Here is a 19,039-nt window from a genome sequence, read left to right as displayed (position 1 = left end):
AAGCAAGGCGCATGACGGCGACCAGAGGCCCGGCTGTTACCTTCCATTTCGAAGGGCAGCCGGTGACGGGCTACTGCGGCGAAACGCTGGCAACGGCCCTTCTGGCTGCGCAGGTATCCGCTTTTGGCCTGACGCGCGAAGGAACTCCACGCCTGCCCTTCTGCAACATGGGCACCTGCTTTGACTGTGTTGTCACCGTCGATGGACAGAGGCTGGTGCGGGCCTGCCTGACAGAGGCGCGCGACGGTCTTTGTGTCACCCGACACCAGGCGACATGATGATGGATCTCGCGGTCATAGGCGCAGGCCCTGCCGGCATGGCCGCCGCCATCGCGGTGGCGGATGCCGGTTTTTCGGTACTGGTGGTCGACGAACAGGCGCGGGCAGGCGGGCAGATCTTTCGTCGCCCACCGCAGGAATGGGGCCAGCGGCACGGCAATTACCGCCCCTATTCCTGGGCCAAAGACCTGATCGAACGTTTCGAAGACCATCCGGGTATCACGACCGCCTTTCGAAGCACCGCGTTTGGGGTCTTGCGCGACCCCGACGACCACGCGCCGCTGCGGCTTGCCTTGCACACACCCGAAGGCGGGCGCCTTGTTGCGGCCCGCCGTCTGCTGATCGCAACCGGAGCGCATGACATGCCGGTCGCCTTCCCCGGCTGGACACTTCCAGGCGTGATGACGGCAGGGGCGGTACAGTCGCTTTTGAAAAGTCAGAAACTGCTGATGGGGCGCCGCCTTGTTCTCGCGGGGTCGCATCCGATCCTCCTGATCCTCGCCGAACAGTTGCTGGAGGCCCGCGCCGATATCGCCGAAATCGCCCTTGCCCGCGGCCTGCCGAATTTTGCCGAGATGATCGGCGCGGTCCCTGCCCTTCCCGGCCATGTCACCTTGTTTGCCGATGCGTTCCGGGCGATGGGCAAGATCATTGCACGGGGGATACCCGTCACGCGCCGGACCATAATCGACGGGGTCGAAGGCACGACAGAGGTGACCGGGGTCCGGCTGGCGGAGGTCGATGAAGGCTGGATGCGCACGGGGAAGCCGCGACATGTCGCCGCCGACCTTCTGGTGCTGGGCTATGGCTTCAACCCCTCGACCGAACTTGCGCGTCAGGCGGGTTGCAGGATGCAATGGGCCTCGGATCTCGGTGGCTGGGTAGTGGCCCATGACCAGACGTTCCAGACTTCGGCCGAAGGCGTCTTTGTCGCCGGAGAGCCGACCGGGATCGCCGGGGCCGAACGGTCCCGGGCCGAGGGGCAGATGGCCGGTCTGGGCATCGCCGCATCGCTTGGGGTTGCGGCAGATCCGACGCAGCGCAGGCGGGCGGGCCGCATTCTGGCACGGGCGGGCCGGTTTTCCCGCGTGATCCAGACCATGTTCGAACCGAAACGCGAGGCACTGGCACGGCTGTCAGGGGCTGAGGACGTGATCGTTTGCCGCTGCGAGCTGATCCGCAGCGGTGCGCTGGATGCAGCGCTGCGCAAGAACCCCTTCCTGTCCACCGCAAGCGCGGTGAAACTTGAATGCCGCACGGGTATGGGACCCTGTCAGGGCCGATATTGCGAAGGGACGGTGGCTGCTCGTCTGGCCACCACACGCGGCGCAACCATCCCGGAGTCCGGCTTCTTCAATGCGAACTTCCCTGTGAAACCCGTTCCTCTCCAATCCCTGTGCGATCTGGAAAGATCACAAGAGGAGCACATCCCGGCCACCACTCCCGCGACCTACCCCGCCGCCAGTCGATAGCCTACGCCCGGCTCGGTGAAGATCCACCGCGGATCGGCGGCATCGTCGCCCAGCTTGACGCGCAACTGGCGGATGTAGACCCGCAGATACTGGCTGTCCCCGGCATGGGCAGGCCCCCAGATCGCCCGGAGGATCATGTCCTGCGTGACCAGCCGCCCTGCATGACTGGCAAGAAGCCACAGGAGGTCGAATTCCTTGCGGGTCAGGCGCAGATCCTCGCCGGAAAGGCTGGCGCGATGGTCTGCGGCGTCAATTTCCAGCGGGCCGAGCGTCAGGAACGCGCTGCCGCCCTCGACCGCGCGGTCGCGCAGCAGGCCGCGCAGCCGCGCCAGCAATTCGCCTGTTGAAAATGGTTTGGTGACGTAATCCTGCGCGCCGGCATCCAGTGCGGCGATCTTGCCCGCCTCGTCGTTGCGCACCGACAGCACAAGAACCGGCATCTGCGTCCACTCCCGCACCCCGCGCAGCACGCTGATCCCGTCAGCATCCGGCAGACCGAGGTCAAGGATCATCGCGGCCGGAGCTTCTTTCGCGGCCAGGGCCAGCCCCTCGTGCGCCGTTGCCGCTTCGGACACCAGATGCCCCTCGGCCTCCAGCGCGATACGCAGGAAACGGCGGATCGGAGCCTCGTCCTCGACGATCAGGATGCGGGCGGTCATGCAGATACCTCGGGATTCCAGAGCGGCAGGTCAAGCGTGATCCGCGTGCCATGCCCGTCAGGATGAACGGCTTCGGCCCGGATACGCCCGCCATGGGCTTCGACGATCCCCTTGCAGATGGCAAGGCCCAGCCCGGTGCCGGACTGCCCTCCATCGCCTTGATCGGCGCGCCAGAACATGTCGAACACCTGTGTTTCGGCGCCCGGAGGCAGGCCGGGTCCGTCATCCTCGATCACCAGCACGGCGCGGCCACGCTCGGTCCGGGCCGACATGCGGATCGGGCTGCGGGGCCCGGCATATTTGCGCGCATTGTCGAGAATATTGACCAGAACCTGTTCGATCAGCACCGGGTCCACCTCGGCCGGGGCCATGTCAGCGGGGATCGCCACCTCAACAGGCTGATCACGCAGCGCACCTCGCAGTCGATGGCGGGCTGCACCGGCCAGTTCACGCAGATCGACCGTGGTGGTGCGCGGCTTCAGCGCGCCGTGACCCAGCCGGGTCATGTCCAGCAGGTTCTGGATATAGCGGTCCAGCCGTTCACCCTCTTCGCGAATGGTATCGACCAACTGGGCGCGGCCATCGGGCGCCAGCCCGGCCTGATCCAGCCCCTCGGCTGCGCCGAGGATCGACACCAGCGGCGTGCGCAGATCGTGGCTGACCGAGGAAAGCAGCGCGACGCGCAGGCGCTCTGTCTCGCTCAGCACCCGGCTTTGCGCCAGATCATCGGCCAGCCGCACCCGCTCCAGCGCCAGCGCGACCTGATCGGCCAGCGCCTCGACCAGATGCCGGTCGCCTGGGGCGGGTTCACGCCCGTCGGCATAAGTCAGCCCCAGCACACCGATACGTCGCTCTGCCGCCGAAAGCGGCAGGAACAGCCAGCGCGAGGCAGGCAAGGTGGCCGATCCCCGGCCCGCCGGTTCACCCTTGTCATATGCGTAACGCGCAGCCGAAGTTTCGCGCGGCTCCATCCGGTCTTCGGGCGGGAAGGCACCGACAACGGCCAGTTGCCCCGCATCATCGGGCAGCAGCAGGATGGTTTCGCATTCCAGCACGGCAGCGACATGGCTGACCGCTGCCCAGACCACATCATCGACCGAAGCCGCCGCCGCCGCGCGGCGCGAGAAATCGTAAAGCTTGCGGGTGCGGTCAGAAATCGCCCGTTGCAGGATGGCCCGGTCCCGCAGCCGGGCCGCCAGATTGCCGGTCAGGATCGAGGCCGCCAGGAACAGCAGCAGCGTCAGGAACTGGCCCTGGCTCCAGATCCTCAATGAGAAGCGCGGCTCGGTGAAAAGGACATTGTAGACCAGAAAACTGAGCACGGCCGCCGCGACAGAGGGCCAGCGCCCAAGCCGGGCTGCGACAGCGACGACCATGGTCATATACAGCAGCGACAGGCTGAAAACCGGGATAAAGCGGTCGGCCAGAACCGCAAGCAGCGTGGTTGCCGCCACCGCCCCGGCCACCAGCGCGAAATTGCGACCGGCATCGGGCAAAGAAGGGCCCGCCGCGCGGGGCGTCCGGCGGCCGGGGCTATCTTCGTCGGTCACCAGCGTAAGCTCGAACCGGGTCGCACCGCGCAGGAGACCCGCCACCACCTGTTCCTGCGGGCGGGGCATCAGGCGGCGGGCCAGAAACCCGCGGACGGGCGGACGCGGAACCACAATCCGGCGGACATTGTGGCGGCGGGCAAAATCCAGCAACTCTGCCTCTGCCGCGCCGTCGGCCTGCAGAACAGTCACCTCGGCGCCCAGCCGTTCGGCAAGCCGCAGGGCGGGGCTGGTGCTGTCTTCGGCGCGGGCCTCGGCGCGCAGGCTGGTCAGGGCGACGGCCAGCCACTCCACCCGCGCCCGATCGGCCGAACGTTTGGCGATCCGAACCGCGTCGCGCCCGATCGAACCTTCCGGCAGCACGACGAGAATGCGCTCCTGCGTGGGCCACGGCCCCTCGATGGCATGGACGGCCATGTGCTCCTGCAACTGGGCATCGACCCGGTCGGCTGCCGTCCGCATCGCCAGTTCGCGCAGCGCCGTCAGATTGCCCTTGGCGAAGAAATTCGCCACAGCCCGCGCGGCCTGATCCTGAACATAGACCTTCCCCGCGCGCAGGCGGGCAATCAGCTCGTCCGGCGAAAGATCGATCAGCGCAATTTCATCGGCGGATTCCAGCACCGAATCCGGCACTGTCTCGCGCACGCGTACCCCGGTGATCCGGGCCACGGTGTCATTGAGTGTCTCGACATGCTGCACGTTCAGGGTGGTATAGACGTCGATCCCCGCCGCCAGCACATCCTCGACATCCTGCCAGCGCTTGTCATGCTGCCCGCCGGACAGGTTGGAATGCGCCAGCTCGTCGATCAGCGCCAGATCAGGCCGCCGTGCGATCAGCGCCTCAGTGTCCATTTCCTGAAGGATGCGGCCATTGTGATAGACCGGGCGGCGGGGCAGCACGTCCAGCCCGCGCAACATCGCCTCTGTCTCGGCCCGGCCATGGGTCTCGACCACGCCGACCAGCACTTTGGTGCCCTCGGCCGCACGGCTGCGCGCGGCCTGAAGCATGGCATAGGTCTTGCCGACCCCGGGCGCCGCACCCAAAAAGACCTTGAGATGCCCCCGGCCTTCGCGGCGGGCGGCGGGCAGAAGGGCCTCTGGCGTGGGGCGGGCGGGGTCGGGCAAGGCGCGCTCCTCAGTTCGTGCCAGCAGGCGGCAGCGGCAGGGCGGCGTCAAGAGCCAGATTGAGCCGCAGCACATGCACACGCGGCTGGCCGTAAAGCCCCAGCCAGGGCGCCTCGGTCGCGGCCGTGATCAGCGCCAGCACATCGGCCACCGGCACGCCCCGCGCGGCGGCGATCCGGGCCGCCTGCCCCTGCGCATTTTCCGGCGACACATGCGGATCAAGCCCCGAGCCAGAGGCTGTCACCGCATCAACCGGCGGCGATACACCGTTTTCCGCCTGCCATGCCGCGCGCCGCGCGCCAATCGCGTCGCGCAAACCGGCCGAGGCAGGACCAAGGTTCGATGCACCCGAAGGCATGGCCCCGTAATCGCTGGCCGACGGACGGGGGTGCAGGTACTCAGGCCGCGCGAAGGCCTGCCCGACCAGATCAGACCCGACAGGCAGACCATCGCGGAACACGAGACTGCCGCTTGCGGCACCGGGCGCGACAAGCCGCGCAATCCCGGTCATGGCCAGCGGATAGGCCAGCCCGGTCAGCAGGGTCATGGCCAGCAGCAGGACGAAAGCGGGGCGAAGTTGGGTCAGCATGACAAATCTCCGTTCAGGCCAGACCGAGGGCGGACACGGCCATGTCGATGGCCTTGATCCCCAGAAAGGGCACGATCAGACCGCCGAGGCCGTAGATCGTCAGGTTCCGGCGCAACAGCGCCGCCGCACTGCCGGGCGCATATTTCACCCCGCGCAGCGCGAGGGGGATCAGCGCCACGATGATCAGCGCATTAAAGATCACCGCCGCCAGAATGGCGCTTTGCGGGCTGGACAGACCCATAACGTTCAGCACACCCAGCCCCGGATAGGCGGCGACAAAGATCGCCGGCAGGATGGCGAAATATTTGGCGACATCATTGGCGATACTGAAGGTGGTCAGCGCGCCCCGGCTGATCAGCAGTTGCTTGCCCACCAGCACCACCTCGATCAGTTTGGTCGGATCACTGTCAAGGTCGATCAGGTTCGCCGCCTCCTTCGCGGCTGGTGTGCCCGAGTTCATCGCAACACCCACATCGGCCTGCGCAAGCGCGGGCGCATCGTTCGAACCGTCGCCACACATTGCCACCAGCCGCCCGCCCGCCTGTTCCCGGCGGATATACTCCAGCTTCATCTCGGGCGTGGCCTCGGCCAGAAAATCATCTACCCCGGCCTCGGCGGCGATGGCAGCGGCAGTCAGGGGGTTGTCGCCGGTGATCATCACCGTGCGGATCCCCATGGCTCGCAGTTCGGCGAACCGTTCGCGCACGCCGGGTTTCACCACGTCCTTCAGATGGATGGCACCCAGAAGCCGGTCGCCCTCGGCCACCAGCAAGGGTGTCCCGCCGGAACGCGCGATTTCATCGACCCGCGCCCGCAGCGCCGCATCCAGCCGGTGCCCGACAAACCGCTCGACGGCATCCACGGCGCCCTTGCGCAGTGTTCGGCCAGGCAGATCAACACCAGAAAGCCGTGTCTCGGCGCTGAACAGGACCGGCTGTCCCCCGGCCTCCGCAGCGGCCAGTTCCGGCTGCATCCGGCGCGCGAGGTCTACGATGCTTTTGCCCTCGGGCGTCTCATCCGCCAGAGATGCCAGACAGGCTGCGTGCACCAGATCCCGCTCCGCCACGCCCTGTGCGGGAAGGAAGGCATCAGCCATGCGGTTGCCGAAGGTGATCGTGCCTGTCTTGTCCAGCAACAGCGTATCCACATCGCCCGCCGCCTCGACCGCGCGCCCGGATTTCGCGATGACATTGGCGCGCACCAGACGGTCCATCCCCGCGATGCCGATGGCTGACAAAAGCCCGCCGATCGTCGTCGGGATCAGGGTCACGAAAAGAGCGGCCAGCGTAACCACCGGGATCACGATGCCCGAGTAGCGTGCGAAAGGGTCCAGCGTCACGGTGACGATGAGGAAGATCAGTGTCAGCCCGCACAGCAGGATGTTCAGGGCGATCTCGTTCGGCGTCTTCTGACGTTCTGCACCCTCGACCATCGCGATCATCCGGTCCAGAAAGCTTTTGCCCGGTTCTGCCACGATGCGCAGGATCAGGCTGTCAGACACGATCCTTGTGCCGCCGGTGACCGAGGATCGGTCGCCCCCGCTCTCACGGATCACCGGGGCGCTTTCGCCGGTGATGGCGCTTTCATCGACCGAGGCAACGCCCCGGATCACCTCGGCATCGGTGGGGATCAGGTCGCCCGCATCGACGCGAACAAGCTGTCCCGCGCGCAAAGTGGCCGATGGCACAAGGCTCGGCTCAGGGCTATCCTCGCTGGCCAGCAGTTTCACCATGGTTTCGGCCTTGGTGGCCCGCAGGCTGTCGGCGCGTGCCTTGCCGCGCCCTTCGGCCAGGGCTTCGGCAAAATTGGCGAAGATCACGCAGACCCAGAGCCAGAAGGCGATTTGCAGCGTGACACCCCAACCGGGCGCGCCGGTCATCAGGTCACGCAGCGCAAGAATTGTGGTCAGCGCCGCAGTAACAGCGGTCACGCAGATCACCGCATTGCGGATCAGGGCGCGGGGGTGAAGCTTGACAAACGCGGTCTTCAGCGCCGCCGGATACAGCCCGGACCGGGCGGTGGACGGGATGGACATGGGATTGAATCCTGTCAGGGGAAAAGGCGGCCGCGTCCCGGCCGCCCGGAATGTCAGTCGCTTTGGCCAGCAGTCAGCGCGGCCTGTTCGGCGATGGGACCAAGCGCCAGAACCGGAAAGAAAGTCAGGGCGCCCAGCACCAGCACAGTCAGCACCAGCAGCAGGACAAACAGCGGCCCATGCGTTGGGAAGGTGCCTGCCGTCACCGGAGCGCGGGATTTCGCGACCAGCGATCCGGCGATGGCCAGCATCGGCAGGATGATCGCATAGCGCCCCATCAGCATGAGAAGACCAAGCGCCGTCGTTTGCCAGGGCGTTGCCGCGCCAAACCCGGCGAAGGCCGAACCGTTGTTCCCCACGGCCGAGGAATATGCGTAGAGGATCTCGCTCAGGCCATGCGGACCGGCTTCTTGCAGCGAGACCAGCGCGGCGGGGACCGTGGCCGAAAGCGCCGCCCCGCCCAGGATGCCCAGCGGCATCGACAGAAAGGCGAGCATGGCCAGCGTGACCTCGCGCCCCTCGATCTTGCGACCCAGATATTCCGGCGTACGTCCCACCATCAGGCCCGCCAGAAACACAGCCAGCACGACGTAAAGCAACATACCGTAAAGCCCTGCCCCCACGCCGCCAAAAATCACCTCGCCCACCTGCATGTTGACCAGTTGCACCAGCCCCGACAGCGGCATGAAACTGTCATGCATTGCATTGACGGACCCGTTCGAGGCGGCGGTGGTCGCAGCCGCCCAGAGGGCCGAGAGGCCCGCACCAAAGCGCAGTTCCTTGCCTTCCATGTTCGGGCCGGGGTTCAGCACGGGATTTCCTGCCGTCTCGGCCCACCAGATGATCAGAAGCCCGGCAACGAACATGAGGCCCATAGCCGCGAAGATCGCCCGGCCCTGCCGCCGATCCGCCGCCATGCGCCCGAACAGGAAGCAGAAGGCGACCGGGATCAGCAGGATCGAAAAGCATTGCAGCATGTTCGACAGGATCGTGGGATTCTCGAACGGATGGGCGGAGTTCACACCGAAGAAACCGCCGCCATTCGTGCCCAGTTGCTTGATTGCAACCTGCGCCGCCACCGGCCCTCGCGGGAGTATCTGCCCGGCGCCCTCCAGCGTGGTGACATGGGCAGCCCCCTGTAAAGTCTGCGGCACGCCTTGCAGCACCAGCGCAAATCCGAGGATCGCGGCCAGCGGCAAAAGCACATAAAGCACCGACCGCGTCATGTCGGCCCAGAAATTGCCCAGCCCCGCACCTTTCGGCCCGGTAAAGCCCCGGATGACCGCCACACCCACCGCCATGCCAGTCGCGGCAGACACGAAGTTCTGCACCGTCAGCCCGGCCATCTGCGACAGATAGCTCAGCTGTGTCTCGCCGGAATAAGCCTGCCAGTTGGTGTTGGTGACGAAGCTGATCGCGGTATTGAAGGCCAGATCCGGGGGCATGCCGGAGATGGCGGCAGGGTTCAGCGGCAGCACGCCCTGCAGGCGCAGGATCGCGTAAAGCGCAAGAAACCCGAGGCCGTTGAACGCCAGAACCGCCAGCGCATAAGCCTTCCAGCCCTGCGCATTGTCGGGCCGGATGCCCGCCAGCCGGTAGAACCTCTGTTCCACCGGCGCCAGAACCGGCGACATCAGGTTGCGGCGCCCGGCAAAGACGCCGGACATATGCGCGGCCAGCGCCCAGCCCGCCGCAGTCAGAACCGCGCAAAACAGGGTATATCCAAGAAGATCCTGCATGATGCCCCCGTCAGAACCGGCCGGGGCGGATCAGCGCCAGCACCAGAAAGCCGAAGACCCCAACAGCGGCTGCGAGGCCAAGGATGATGTCAAACATGGATACCCCCTCAGATCCGCGCGATCAGAAAGGTGAGGCCGGAGAAGGCGGCAAACCCGCCAAGCCCCAGCGCAAGATAAATCAGGTCAGCCATTGCAGCTCTCCCCCAAGGGTTTACTGGCAGAGCTTCCGGCGCTGGCCCGCAAAGGGGCTATTCGGAAGTGTCGGGTGCAGCGTAAAGAACGCGTGAATCCGGCCAGCGCAGGCGGCTCATATACAACAGGTAAACACGCGGTCCCGTCCGCCATTGCTGCCGCCTTGCCGGCCGGAATTCTTTTGTAATTCGGCGCGTTAGGCGGCACCAGCGTCGAACCAGCCCTGATCGGCAGCTATCTGTTGATGATGGCGCTCGTCGGCTCGCATGCCTTCAACGTTGCGCCCGTTATCGCATCCGTCGTTCCGTGAGGCGCGCATCTTTTCCCTTCGCGGATGGCCAGCCGGATCGAAACCTGCTTCGTCGCTTCCTCAAGCGCCATCAAAGAATGGTCGCCTCCCCACCGCTGCGCTGCATCTCCTCCGAGATGAGTTCGGCCAGCGGCATCAGGGCATAATCCTTGAAGGCCAGCGTCGGGCCATGAAACAGCTCCAGCGCATGACAACGCTCGGTCAGCGCCGTCACCGGCGGCGCCCCGGCTGTGGAAAAGCGCGCATAGGCACGGGCAATCGCTGCCCGTGTCGCGGACCCGGCTTCAGGCCGGTCGTCAAACAGTGCGATCAGCGCCGCCACCAGATCGGCAAAGGGCAGCGCCCCCAGGGCCAGCGCGCACTGAAGGTCCGGGGCGGGAAAGTTTTGCGGCATGTAAAGCCCGCCATCCGGTGCCGTGCCCCGCGTCAACAAGGCCCGCAGCGGGACGGGTGCCGCGTGGCCGCGCGTGCTTGTAAAGATCATAGCTTCTCCTTCCCGGCGACAAGGGTCATCCCCTGCCCGCGATCGCGTAAAAACAACAGAAAGTCCGGCGATGCTTCCCCTACAGGCACGGGCGCGTGCAGATCACAGGCGCGTGCCTGAAACGGACCAGCACCATCCAGCTCACGGGCAATCCGTTCGGCCTGACCCGCCTCTCCGATGATTTCAAGCAAGACCGGCATCGGGATATCCCTTCCTTTCCGGCAGAATACCGGCCCCACCCGCCGAAAATCTGCAATCTTTTAGCCAGTTCCGGGCTTTTCCCGCGCAGACGCGACAACCTGCGCGGCGATGCGGTGTCACCCCCGATTCAGGCAGATGGCGCGCGGCTCGGTCATCTCCTCATAGGCAAACCGGACACCTTCGCGCCCCAGGCTGCCATATTTGAACCCGCCAAAGGGCATGGCATCAAAACGGTAATCCGAACTGTCGTTGATCATCACACCGCCAGCCTCGATCCGCTCGGCTGCCGCCAGTGCGGTTTCAAGGCTCGCAGTGAAAATCCCCGCATGCAGGCTGAACGGGATCGCATTGGCGCGGGCAATCGCCTCCTCGAAATTATCGAACGGCTCCAGCATCACGACCGGCGCAAAGGCCTCTTCCTGCCACAGCGCCGCCGCATGCGGCACACCTTCCAGCACGGTCGGGGCATGCAGCGCGCCCTGCCGCTGGTGCCCGCACAGGACTGTCGCCCCAAGTGCCACCGCTGCCTCTGTCCGCGCGGCGATCAGACCTGCCGCCGCCTCCGAGATCATCGGCCCCATATCGCTGTCCTCTGCCATCGGATCGCCTGTCACCAGCGCCCGTGTGGCCGTGACAAAGCGATCCCGGAAGGCCTCATAGACCGGGCGGGCGATCAGCCGCCGCTGCGCGCCGATGCAATTCTGCCCTGCCGCCCAGAACGCCCCCGACACACAACCCGCCACCGCCTTGTCCAGATCGGCATCGGCCATCACGATCACAGGGGCATTGCCCCCAAGGTCCATCGCCAGCTTTTTCAGCCCCGCCGCCGCTGCAATCGCCTCGCCGGTGCGGAAGCCGCCGGTAAAGCTGACCATCCGAACATCGCGGGCCGACACCAGCGCCCGGCCCAGCTCGGCCCCGCCGATCATCGGCGTCACCACCACCTCCGGCAAACCGGCTGCAACCAACGCATCCACCAGCGCCAGCGCCGAGAGCGGCGCGAGTTCCGACGGTTTCAACAGAACCGCGTTGCCTCCGGCAATGGCGGGGCCAAGCTTATGCGCCACAAGGTTGAGCGGATCGTTGAAGGGCGTGATGGCCGCAATCATTCCCAGGGGCTCACGCGTGAACCAGCCCTGACGGCTTTCCGACCCCGGAAAGGCATCAAAGGGGATCACCTCGCCACCCCCGCGACGCGCCTCATCCGCCGACAGGCGCAACGTGTTCACACAGCGCGCCACTTCCTTACGGGCCTGCCGGATGGTCTTGCCCGCCTCCAGCACGATGCGCCGGGCAAAGATTTCGGCGTCAGCGGCGATCTGCGCCGCCGCCCTGTCCAGAATGGCGGCGCGGGCATGACGGGGCAAGGCCCGCGCCACCCCGGCCCCGATCCGCGCCCGCGCCAGCAAGGCCGGCAGATCGGCGACCTGGGTTTCAGGAACATCCGCCAGCCAGGCTCCATCAAAGGGAGAGCGGACTGCAATGGTCGGGGTGAGAGTCATCTCGCGCGGGGTGAGCGGGGCTTGCAACGTCATTCTGCGGCCTCGCAGCATTTGGCGGCAACCCCGTCGCGATGCAGCGCGATGATATCCGAGAGGATCGCATAGGCGGTTTCCACCCGTCCGGCGCCCGGACCCGAGATCGTCACATCCCCCAGAAGATCGGTGGCAAAGGTCACCGCATTCACTGCGCCGCTGATCCCCGCCAGTGGATGCGACAGCGGCAGGCATTTCGCCTGCACCTGCGCCGTTACCTGACCATCCGCCTGCCGCATGGCAGAGCCGATAAGTTTCCAGCGCCGCCCCTGCGCCGCCGCCTCGGCCAGATGCGCAGGCGTAATGGCAGTGATCCCAGAACACTCTACCTGAGCAGGCAGAAGATCAGCCCCCAGCAGCTCATTTGCCAGGATCACGACCTTAAGCCGCACATCATGGCCCTCCACATCCGCCGTCGGGTCGGCCTCGGCATAGCCTGCGGCCTGTGCCTCGTGCAGCGCTGCCGCGAAATTCAGCCCCGCCTCCATCCGGCCCAGAATGAAATTGGAGGTGCCATTCAGCACGCCCTTGAATCCGGTGATCTGTGATCCCGCCAAAGCCTCACGCGCAAGGCGCAGCACCGGCGTGCCGCTCATCACGCTGCCTTCGCATTCGAACCGCAGGCCAAGACGATTGGCCTGTTCCGTCAGCGCGCGGGCTGCCAGCGCCACCGGCCCCTTGTTGTTGGTGACGACATGGCGCCCTGCCGCCACCGCCGCGCGGCAATGCGAGATGGCAGGCTCCCCCGTCTGCGCATCGGTGAAAGTGGCCTCGACCACGATATCGGCCGGGGCGTTGCGCACCACGATCAGACTGCGCGGATCGGCGCTGCCCCCCGAAAGAGCCGCAAAGCCACCCGGCTCGAACCGGCTCCGGGTCAGAACCCGCGGGTCAATGCCACCCGGCGCAATGATCGAGCCCAGTGTCAGATCGCTGACCCCGACGATCATCAGCCGAAAGCCAAGCTCGCGCTGCCAGACATCGTTCCGGGTGACGATCAGTTCGGCCAAAGCGCGGTTCACGCCGCCAAACCCGATCAGAGAAATGCTGTAGGTGGTGGCTGTCACGGTGTCGCTCCCTGCTGTGCATGCCTGAACCAAGGCTGGCCTGCTGCCACCGCTTCCACCACCTGGCAGTCACACCAAACTGCGGCGCATTTTGCGCAGCCGATGCGCCGAAAGCGCAGCGGTGACGGATCGCCCTGCCGATTCATCCAGTTCCATCGCATCTTCCCGCCGGCTCTGTCCGGCCCTTCGCATGCCAGATGTCTCCGGGGCTTTCGACAGAACTGCCCTGAATTGTCTGCAAAAAAACCGGCTCGCGCGCGGCGAGCCGGAGTTTGGGCGCCCTCCGGGGAGGGAGGCAGCGCCGTTAATCAGAGATCTTCCCGCGCCGGCAGTTCATGCCCGGCATCGCAGTCCACACGGGCAAAGGCCCCAAAGCCGGTATGGACCCAGTCTTTGCCCACAGTTGCCGCAAGGAACTCATCGCCGTTGCCGCGACCCAGTTCGGCCTGCGGATGGTTCGGCAATACCAGCGCCTTCATCAGCAAGAGGTAGGCTGTAAAGCCTGCCGGAAAGCCGATGACGAAGGCGTATTGTGACCACCAGGCCGCAAGGCCGCCAGCAATGAACCACGCCAGCAGGCCCGCAATGTTGAAGCCCCCCGTGTAACGGTACTGTCCGTTTGAGTTGAACAGATCCGGCACGTTCAGCTTGCGACCCCGAAGCGCGTAATAATCCGCCACCATGATGCCGCCAATGGCCGACAGGAAGGCGCCATAGTAGCCGAGGAAGACAAAGAGATTGCCCAGAATTTCCCACGGAAAGCAAAGTGTACCGACAACACCTGCCAGCGCCACGCCAGTCTTGTAGGTGATGGCACGCGGCGCAAGGTTGATGAAGGTCAGCGCAGCGGGGATCAGGTTGGCAGAGTTGTTGGTAGACCACTGCGCCAGAACGACCAGAGCCAGCAGGATCACCAGCGCCATTCCCTGCGCATCGCCCTGAATCACCTCGACGGGGTTCCAGTTGCCGGTTGCGATGAACGACACCGCCCCGATCCCCGCAATCATCGCCTGCGTTACCGGCAGCGCCAGAAGCTGCGCCGCAAAGATGTTGCGGTTGCGGGCGAAGAAGCCGCGCTGACGTGTCCCGGTTCTCACAAAGCGCGTCAGGTTGGGAATATCGATGGCCAGAGTAGACCAGAAGCCCATGTTCGCAATGAACAATACCAGCAGCGATATCTGCCCTTCGGCGCGGAAGGTCCAGATATTCAGCCCGTTGGTCCGGGCAAGCCCTTCCAGCGAGAAATACATCCACACCGAAATCGCGATGATCGCAGGTGCTGCTAGGGCGGCGAGGCGCTCCACCGACTTCATTCCCAGCATGGTGTTGCCGATCTGGACAAGGCCGAACACCAGATACCAGACGAACCAGTTGGAAAAGCCCAGGAAATATTCTCCGATCCCGTTCAGCGCCAACGCCCCCAGATAGGTCTGGATACCGAACCACATCGCGGCAACCAGCCCGCGTGACACCGCCGGAAGATGTGTGCCGTGGATACCGAAGGGCGCGCGCAGATACACGGCGAAGGACAGGCCGTGTTCAGTGCCGATATCCGCGGTCAGGATCATGAAAGCGCCTATGGCAAGGTTCGCGGCAAAGATAGTCAGGATCACCGTGGTCAGCGAAAATCCCCCGGCAACGCCGCTCGCGCCCAGCGAATAGGTGGCGATGATCACAGCGATGCCGACCCAGATCCACGCATAGCCCAGCATCCCGATGGGCCTCTGACAGGCCCTTGTGGGCAGGATACTTTCCTCGATAAGCGCGGTTCGGTCAGATGACTGAGCGCCCGTGTTGTCTGTCGTTGTCATGGTCACGTTTTCCCTGTTGTCGGGATGAGTGTTTTCTTCGTGCACCGCCTTCACGCGGGCCCGTGTCATCCCTGGATGAGAGAAGGGGCCGCATGCGGCGGCCCCTTTCGCTGTCAGCTGGCTTTCTGCATGGCGGCACGGCGCTTTTCAGTCGCGGCCATGTCCACCGTTTCGGCGTCAATGTCGAGGATGACCCCATATACCTCGCGCGCATCGGCGACGGTGCAGAACCCGTCAAGCACGTCTTCCAGCACCTTTACGGGCGGACGGTTCAGCGGATCGCCGTACCCGCCGCCGTTCGGGCTGTAGTAGGTCATCACATCATTGGCCTCGACAGCCAGACCCGAGAACTTCGACGGCATCTCGCGCAGGTCTCCGGGGCGGTTCGGGTTGGTGATGGTGCAGCGGCCCACCGTCCCGTCCCGCCCGCCAAAGATGCCCCAGGGCGCATCCGTGTGCCGTTCGGATTCGTGGGTGATGAAGGCGGTCGTCAGCACCCGCTGAGCCTTGACCACCCCGATACCGCCACGGAACTCTCCAGCGCCGGGCGGCTGGTCGTCGCGCAATTCATAGCGGTCGCAGATCATGGGAATATGCATCGCAAGATCTTCAAGCGGGTTGTTGCGCGTATTGGCCATCAGGTTGTCAATGCTGTCAGGACCATCCGAACGGGGACGCCCGCCATAGGCGCCTTCGTTGACCTCAAGAAACACCCAGTATTCACCGGACGGCCGCACGCCCGAATAGGCCGCGAAGCTGATCGAGGCCGAAGACCCTGCAATCACTTTTTCCGGCATCACAGGGGCCAGCGCGCGGATAATCAGGTCGATCATGCGGTTGCACTGGGTAAAGCGTGCCTCCGCGCTGGCGGGGGCACGGGGGTTGAAGATCGACCCCAGAGGCGCTGTCACCCTGATCGGGCGGAAAGACCCTTCATTCGACGGGACACGCACATCCGAGGTGGCGGCATCCAGCAGGAGCTTGCGAAACCCTGCATAAGCCGCGACCTTGGTCGACCCCTCGAAGGGCACGTTATAGGCGGTCGGCGTCTGATCGGCGGAACCCGTCAGATCCACCTCCACCTCATCCCCCCGCACGCGGACAGTGACCTTGACCTTCAGCTGCCTGTCGCGGTTGCGCCCGTCATCGTCCAGCCAGCCTTCGGCGGTATAGTCGCCATCGGGAATTTCGCTGATGCGCTGTCGCGTCATGCGTTCGGCATAATCCATCAACTGGTTCGCCGCACCGAAGACCGTTGCCTCACCATATTTGTCGAGCAGCTCGACAAACCGCTTCGCCCCCAGCCGGGCCGAGGCAATCTGCGCTTCGATATCCGCCACGAGCTGCTGTGCGGCGCGGCTGTTGCGGCGGATGTAGTTCCACATCGCGTTGTTGGGTTCACCCTTGCGGTAGAGCTTGGTCCCCGCGAAAAGCATACCTTCGGCATAGACGTCGGGCACATCGATGATCAGGCCCGGCGTCGCGGCGCCAATATCGACATGGTGCGCCGTGTTGCCCGCGAAGCCCACCAGCCGTCCCTGATAGAAAACAGGCACCACGATGGCGAGGTCGGGCGTATGACTGGACCCGAAATAGGGGTGGTTATGAACGACCACATCCCCCTCGTACCATGTGTCATCCTCCAGCGTTTCGGCGATGCCCCGCAGATAGCCGGGGATCGACCCGATATGCATGGGCGTCGATTCCGACTCGCACAGCGTGTTGAAGTTCACATCAAACAGACCCGCACCAAGATCCTGGCTTTCTCGGATGATCGAGGAAAAGGACATGCGATAGAGGACGTGCCCCATCTCTTCCGCAATGGTTTCAAAGCTGCCGCGGATCACCTGCAGCGTGATCGGATCGACGGTGATGGCATCAGGATTGGTCATGACATTCATGGGCGTGTCTCCTTACGCGCCGATCAGGCGGATGCGGGTGTTCCCGTAATCCAGCGTCTCGGCCACATAGCCGGGCGGGACGAGGGTCGTCGCGTTGTGCTGGTGCAAGAGCGCCGGTCCCGGAACGCGGTCACCCGCCAGAAGCCTCGTGCGGTCATAACGCGGGGTTTCCAGCGTCCGGCCATCATCAAAGGTCGTCGGGCGCACGAACATCAGCGCACGGTCGATGCCGGAACCGTCGGTCCGAGGGATTGCCGGGATCTCGATCCTTCGGACCGCAGCGGACCCGATGGCCCGAAGCGTGATCAGTTCCACTTCGGCCTTGCGGTAGCTGTAGCCATAATCCTGCTGATGCTGGTCGTGGAAGCTGTCGGTGATGACATGCACATTCTGCCGGACAACCGGCCCTTCGGGCATCACCGCGCGCAATTCGAAACCCTGCCCATGATAGCGGCATTCCGCAATCACGGTGATGGTCTGCTGGTCGCGTGGAATGCCGTCATTGTCCAGTTCTGCCTGAACCCGGTCCCGCAGGGAGGCGACGGCAGCATTGATGCGCACAAATTCCGCCTCTCCCGCCTTCAGCAATTCGACGATCACCGCTTCGGTGTGTTCATATTGCAGATCGGTCTTCAACAGCCCGACTGCGGCGGTGATGCCTGGCGCGACGGGCACGATCACGTCCTTGCAGGACATCGCCTCGGCCAGCGCGACACCATGCAGCGGACCCGCCCCGCCAAACGGCATGATCGAGAATTCACGCGGGTCGATGCCCCGGGCGACCGAGTTTGACCGGATCGCCAGCGCCATGTTGTTGTTGATGATACGGATGATTCCCAGCGCCGCCTCCTTGACCGTCATGCCCAGCGGAACGGCAATCTTTTCCTCTATCGCTTTGTGAGACAGGCTTGCATCCAGCTTCAGATCGCCCCCCAGCGCCATATCTGGGTCCAGCCGTCCCAGCACGATCTGCGCATCGGTTACAGTGGGTTCGGTGCCGCCACGGCCATAGCAGGCAGGCCCCGGTTCCGATCCGGCCGAACGCGGGCCGACATGGAAAGCCCCCGCCTCGTCGATATAGGCAACCGATCCGCCGCCCGCACCGATGGTGACAAGGTCAATCATCGGCGTCAGCACGGGATGGCCTGACACATAGGTGTCGCGCGGGTTCATGATCTTCACCGCGCCCGCAGGAATGGTGGAAATATCTGCCGAGGTTCCGCCGATATCGACGGTAATGATGTTGGCTTCACCCGCCATCGCGCCTTCGGAAGCGCCGCCGATAACCCCGCCCGCCGGGCCGGACATCAGGATGCGAATGGGCCGCCTCGCGCAGGATTCGACCGTGGAAACACCGCCATTCGACTGCATGATCCGAAGCTTGGACTTCACCCCCGCCTCGCGCAGCCGCGAGTCGAGGTCACGCAGGTAGAAGGCGGTCTTGGGTCCGACATAGGAATTCATCGCGGCGGTCGAGAAACGTTCATACTCCCGCATCACCTTGGCAACCTCGGACGACAGGGTGACATAGGCGTCGGGCATCTCTTCCAGCACGATTTCCCTGGCCCGTACCTCATGCGCGTCGTTCAGGAAGGCGAACATGAAGCCGATGACGACCGAATTGATCCCGCGCTTCCTGAACACCGCGCAGGCATCGCGCACGGCCCGTTCGTCAAGAGGGGTCGCGATCTCGCCCGTGGGGGGCAGGATACGCTCGGCCACCGGAATCCGGTTGCGCCGCTTGACCAGAGGCTGACTTTGCCACGGCACATCGAAATGGAGAGAGAAGTTATAGGGCCGTTTGTGCCGCCCGATGTGCAGGATGTCGCGAAACCCTTCGGTCGTGATCATCCCGCATTCGGCACCGTTATGTTCGATCGTGATATTCGTCGCGGTGGTGGTGCCATGGACGATGGTTTCCACCTCGGCCGGATCAATGCCCGCTTTGCGGCAGATGCCCTGCACGCCTTCGACCACGCCTATGGACTGGTTCTTCAGGGTCGTGGGAATCTTGTGGTAGAATACGCCCTTCGCGCATTCCAGCACGAGGTCGGTGTTCGTTCCGCCGACGTCGACGCCAATTCTGGCCAT

At 64.7% G+C, this 19,039-nt stretch carries 15 protein-coding genes; 2 read left to right on the top strand and 13 right to left on the bottom strand.

Going from position 1 to position 19,039, the window contains the following annotated elements:
- The first annotated feature begins 11 nt into the window (after window positions 1-11).
- Window positions 12-278, top strand: coding sequence for a (2Fe-2S)-binding protein (locus tag IE126_RS10000; protein WP_229825384.1), 267 nt, complete (start codon window positions 12-14; stop codon window positions 276-278).
- A complete protein-coding gene (locus IE126_RS09995; protein WP_229825383.1) occupies window positions 275-1,750 on the top strand; it encodes an FAD/NAD(P)-dependent oxidoreductase in 1,476 nt (491 codons plus the stop codon). Before IE126_RS10000 ends, IE126_RS09995 begins: the two co-directional genes overlap by 4 nt.
- On the opposite strand, the gene IE126_RS09990 is transcribed toward IE126_RS09995, so the two are convergent.
- From IE126_RS09990 to IE126_RS09930, 13 genes are all read right to left on the bottom strand, one after another.
- The gene (locus IE126_RS09990; protein ID WP_189380870.1) at window positions 1,729-2,409 is read right to left on the bottom strand and encodes a response regulator; all 681 of its coding nucleotides are present in this window, start codon (window positions 2,407-2,409) and stop codon (window positions 1,729-1,731) included. The two genes, IE126_RS09995 and IE126_RS09990, sit on opposite strands and share 22 nt — an antisense overlap.
- Entirely contained in the window at window positions 2,406-5,084 is a 2,679-nt protein-coding gene (locus IE126_RS09985) for a sensor histidine kinase (RefSeq protein ID WP_229825381.1), read from the bottom strand. Before IE126_RS09985 ends, IE126_RS09990 begins: the two co-directional genes overlap by 4 nt.
- A 10-nt stretch (window positions 5,085-5,094) precedes the next feature.
- Complete coding sequence (kdpC, locus tag IE126_RS09980; RefSeq protein ID WP_054302990.1) at window positions 5,095-5,673, bottom strand: potassium-transporting ATPase subunit KdpC; 579 nt, start codon at window positions 5,671-5,673, stop codon at window positions 5,095-5,097.
- Between the two features lie 13 nt (window positions 5,674-5,686).
- Window positions 5,687-7,708, bottom strand: a complete 2,022-nt coding sequence (kdpB, locus tag IE126_RS09975) for a potassium-transporting ATPase subunit KdpB (RefSeq protein WP_189380868.1) — start codon at window positions 7,706-7,708, stop codon at window positions 5,687-5,689.
- A gap of 53 nt (window positions 7,709-7,761) precedes the next feature.
- Window positions 7,762-9,447, bottom strand: coding sequence for a potassium-transporting ATPase subunit KdpA (kdpA, locus tag IE126_RS09970; RefSeq protein WP_189380867.1), 1,686 nt, complete (start codon window positions 9,445-9,447; stop codon window positions 7,762-7,764).
- Between the two features lie 10 nt (window positions 9,448-9,457).
- Entirely contained in the window at window positions 9,458-9,544 is an 87-nt protein-coding gene (locus IE126_RS26380; protein ID WP_082400935.1) for a potassium-transporting ATPase subunit F, read from the bottom strand.
- 475 nt (window positions 9,545-10,019) lie between these two features.
- Window positions 10,020-10,433, bottom strand: a complete 414-nt coding sequence (locus IE126_RS09960; protein WP_054302993.1) for a PALP domain-containing protein — start codon at window positions 10,431-10,433, stop codon at window positions 10,020-10,022.
- Entirely contained in the window at window positions 10,430-10,633 is a 204-nt protein-coding gene (locus IE126_RS09955; protein WP_189380866.1) for a hypothetical protein, read from the bottom strand. Before IE126_RS09955 ends, IE126_RS09960 begins: the two co-directional genes overlap by 4 nt.
- A 117-nt stretch (window positions 10,634-10,750) precedes the next feature.
- Window positions 10,751-12,169 (bottom strand): aldehyde dehydrogenase family protein, encoded by a 1,419-nt coding sequence (locus IE126_RS09950; protein ID WP_229825379.1) that lies wholly within the window; start codon window positions 12,167-12,169, stop codon window positions 10,751-10,753.
- Window positions 12,166-13,236 (bottom strand): homoserine dehydrogenase, encoded by a 1,071-nt coding sequence (locus IE126_RS09945; protein WP_108129120.1) that lies wholly within the window; start codon window positions 13,234-13,236, stop codon window positions 12,166-12,168. The genes IE126_RS09950 and IE126_RS09945 overlap by 4 nt, the downstream gene beginning before the upstream one ends.
- 308 nt (window positions 13,237-13,544) lie before the next feature.
- Window positions 13,545-15,047, bottom strand: a complete 1,503-nt coding sequence (locus IE126_RS09940) for an NCS1 family transporter (protein WP_189380865.1) — start codon at window positions 15,045-15,047, stop codon at window positions 13,545-13,547.
- A 113-nt stretch (window positions 15,048-15,160) separates the two neighbouring features.
- Complete coding sequence (locus tag IE126_RS09935; RefSeq protein WP_189380864.1) at window positions 15,161-16,948, bottom strand: hydantoinase B/oxoprolinase family protein; 1,788 nt, start codon at window positions 16,946-16,948, stop codon at window positions 15,161-15,163.
- Between the two features lie 12 nt (window positions 16,949-16,960).
- Entirely contained in the window at window positions 16,961-19,039 is a 2,079-nt protein-coding gene (locus IE126_RS09930; RefSeq protein ID WP_054302996.1) for a hydantoinase/oxoprolinase family protein, read from the bottom strand.

Origin of the sequence: Gemmobacter nanjingensis (genome assembly GCF_014652195.1) — a bacterium.
GTDB lineage: Bacteria > Pseudomonadota > Alphaproteobacteria > Rhodobacterales > Rhodobacteraceae > Gemmobacter > Gemmobacter caeni.
Note: the sequence above shows the minus strand (reverse complement) of the source record. Positions and strands in the feature narration are given on the sequence as shown.

Bases quoted from the DNA above. Each gene is read 5' to 3' on its own strand.
- IE126_RS10000 (WP_229825384.1), top strand. From the start codon at position 12: ATGACGGCGACCAGAGGCCCGGCTGTTACCTTCCATTTCGAAGGGCAG.
- IE126_RS09995 (WP_229825383.1), top strand. From the start codon at position 275: ATGATGATGGATCTCGCGGTCATAGGCGCAGGCCCTGCCGGCATGGCC.
- IE126_RS09990 (WP_189380870.1), bottom strand. From the start codon at position 2,409: ATGACCGCCCGCATCCTGATCGTCGAGGACGAGGCTCCGATCCGCCGT.
- kdpC (WP_054302990.1), bottom strand. From the start codon at position 5,673: ATGCTGACCCAACTTCGCCCCGCTTTCGTCCTGCTGCTGGCCATGACC.
- kdpB (WP_189380868.1), bottom strand. From the start codon at position 7,708: ATGTCCATCCCGTCCACCGCCCGGTCCGGGCTGTATCCGGCGGCGCTG.
- kdpA (WP_189380867.1), bottom strand. From the start codon at position 9,447: ATGCAGGATCTTCTTGGATATACCCTGTTTTGCGCGGTTCTGACTGCG.
- IE126_RS26380 (WP_082400935.1), bottom strand. From the start codon at position 9,544: ATGTTTGACATCATCCTTGGCCTCGCAGCCGCTGTTGGGGTCTTCGGC.
- IE126_RS09960 (WP_054302993.1), bottom strand. From the start codon at position 10,433: ATGATCTTTACAAGCACGCGCGGCCACGCGGCACCCGTCCCGCTGCGG.
- IE126_RS09955 (WP_189380866.1), bottom strand. From the start codon at position 10,633: ATGCCGGTCTTGCTTGAAATCATCGGAGAGGCGGGTCAGGCCGAACGG.
- IE126_RS09950 (WP_229825379.1), bottom strand. From the start codon at position 12,169: ATGACGTTGCAAGCCCCGCTCACCCCGCGCGAGATGACTCTCACCCCG.
- IE126_RS09940 (WP_189380865.1), bottom strand. From the start codon at position 15,047: ATGACAACGACAGACAACACGGGCGCTCAGTCATCTGACCGAACCGCG.
- IE126_RS09935 (WP_189380864.1), bottom strand. From the start codon at position 16,948: ATGAATGTCATGACCAATCCTGATGCCATCACCGTCGATCCGATCACG.
- IE126_RS09930 (WP_054302996.1), bottom strand. From the start codon at position 19,039: ATGGCCAGAATTGGCGTCGACGTCGGCGGAACGAACACCGACCTCGTG.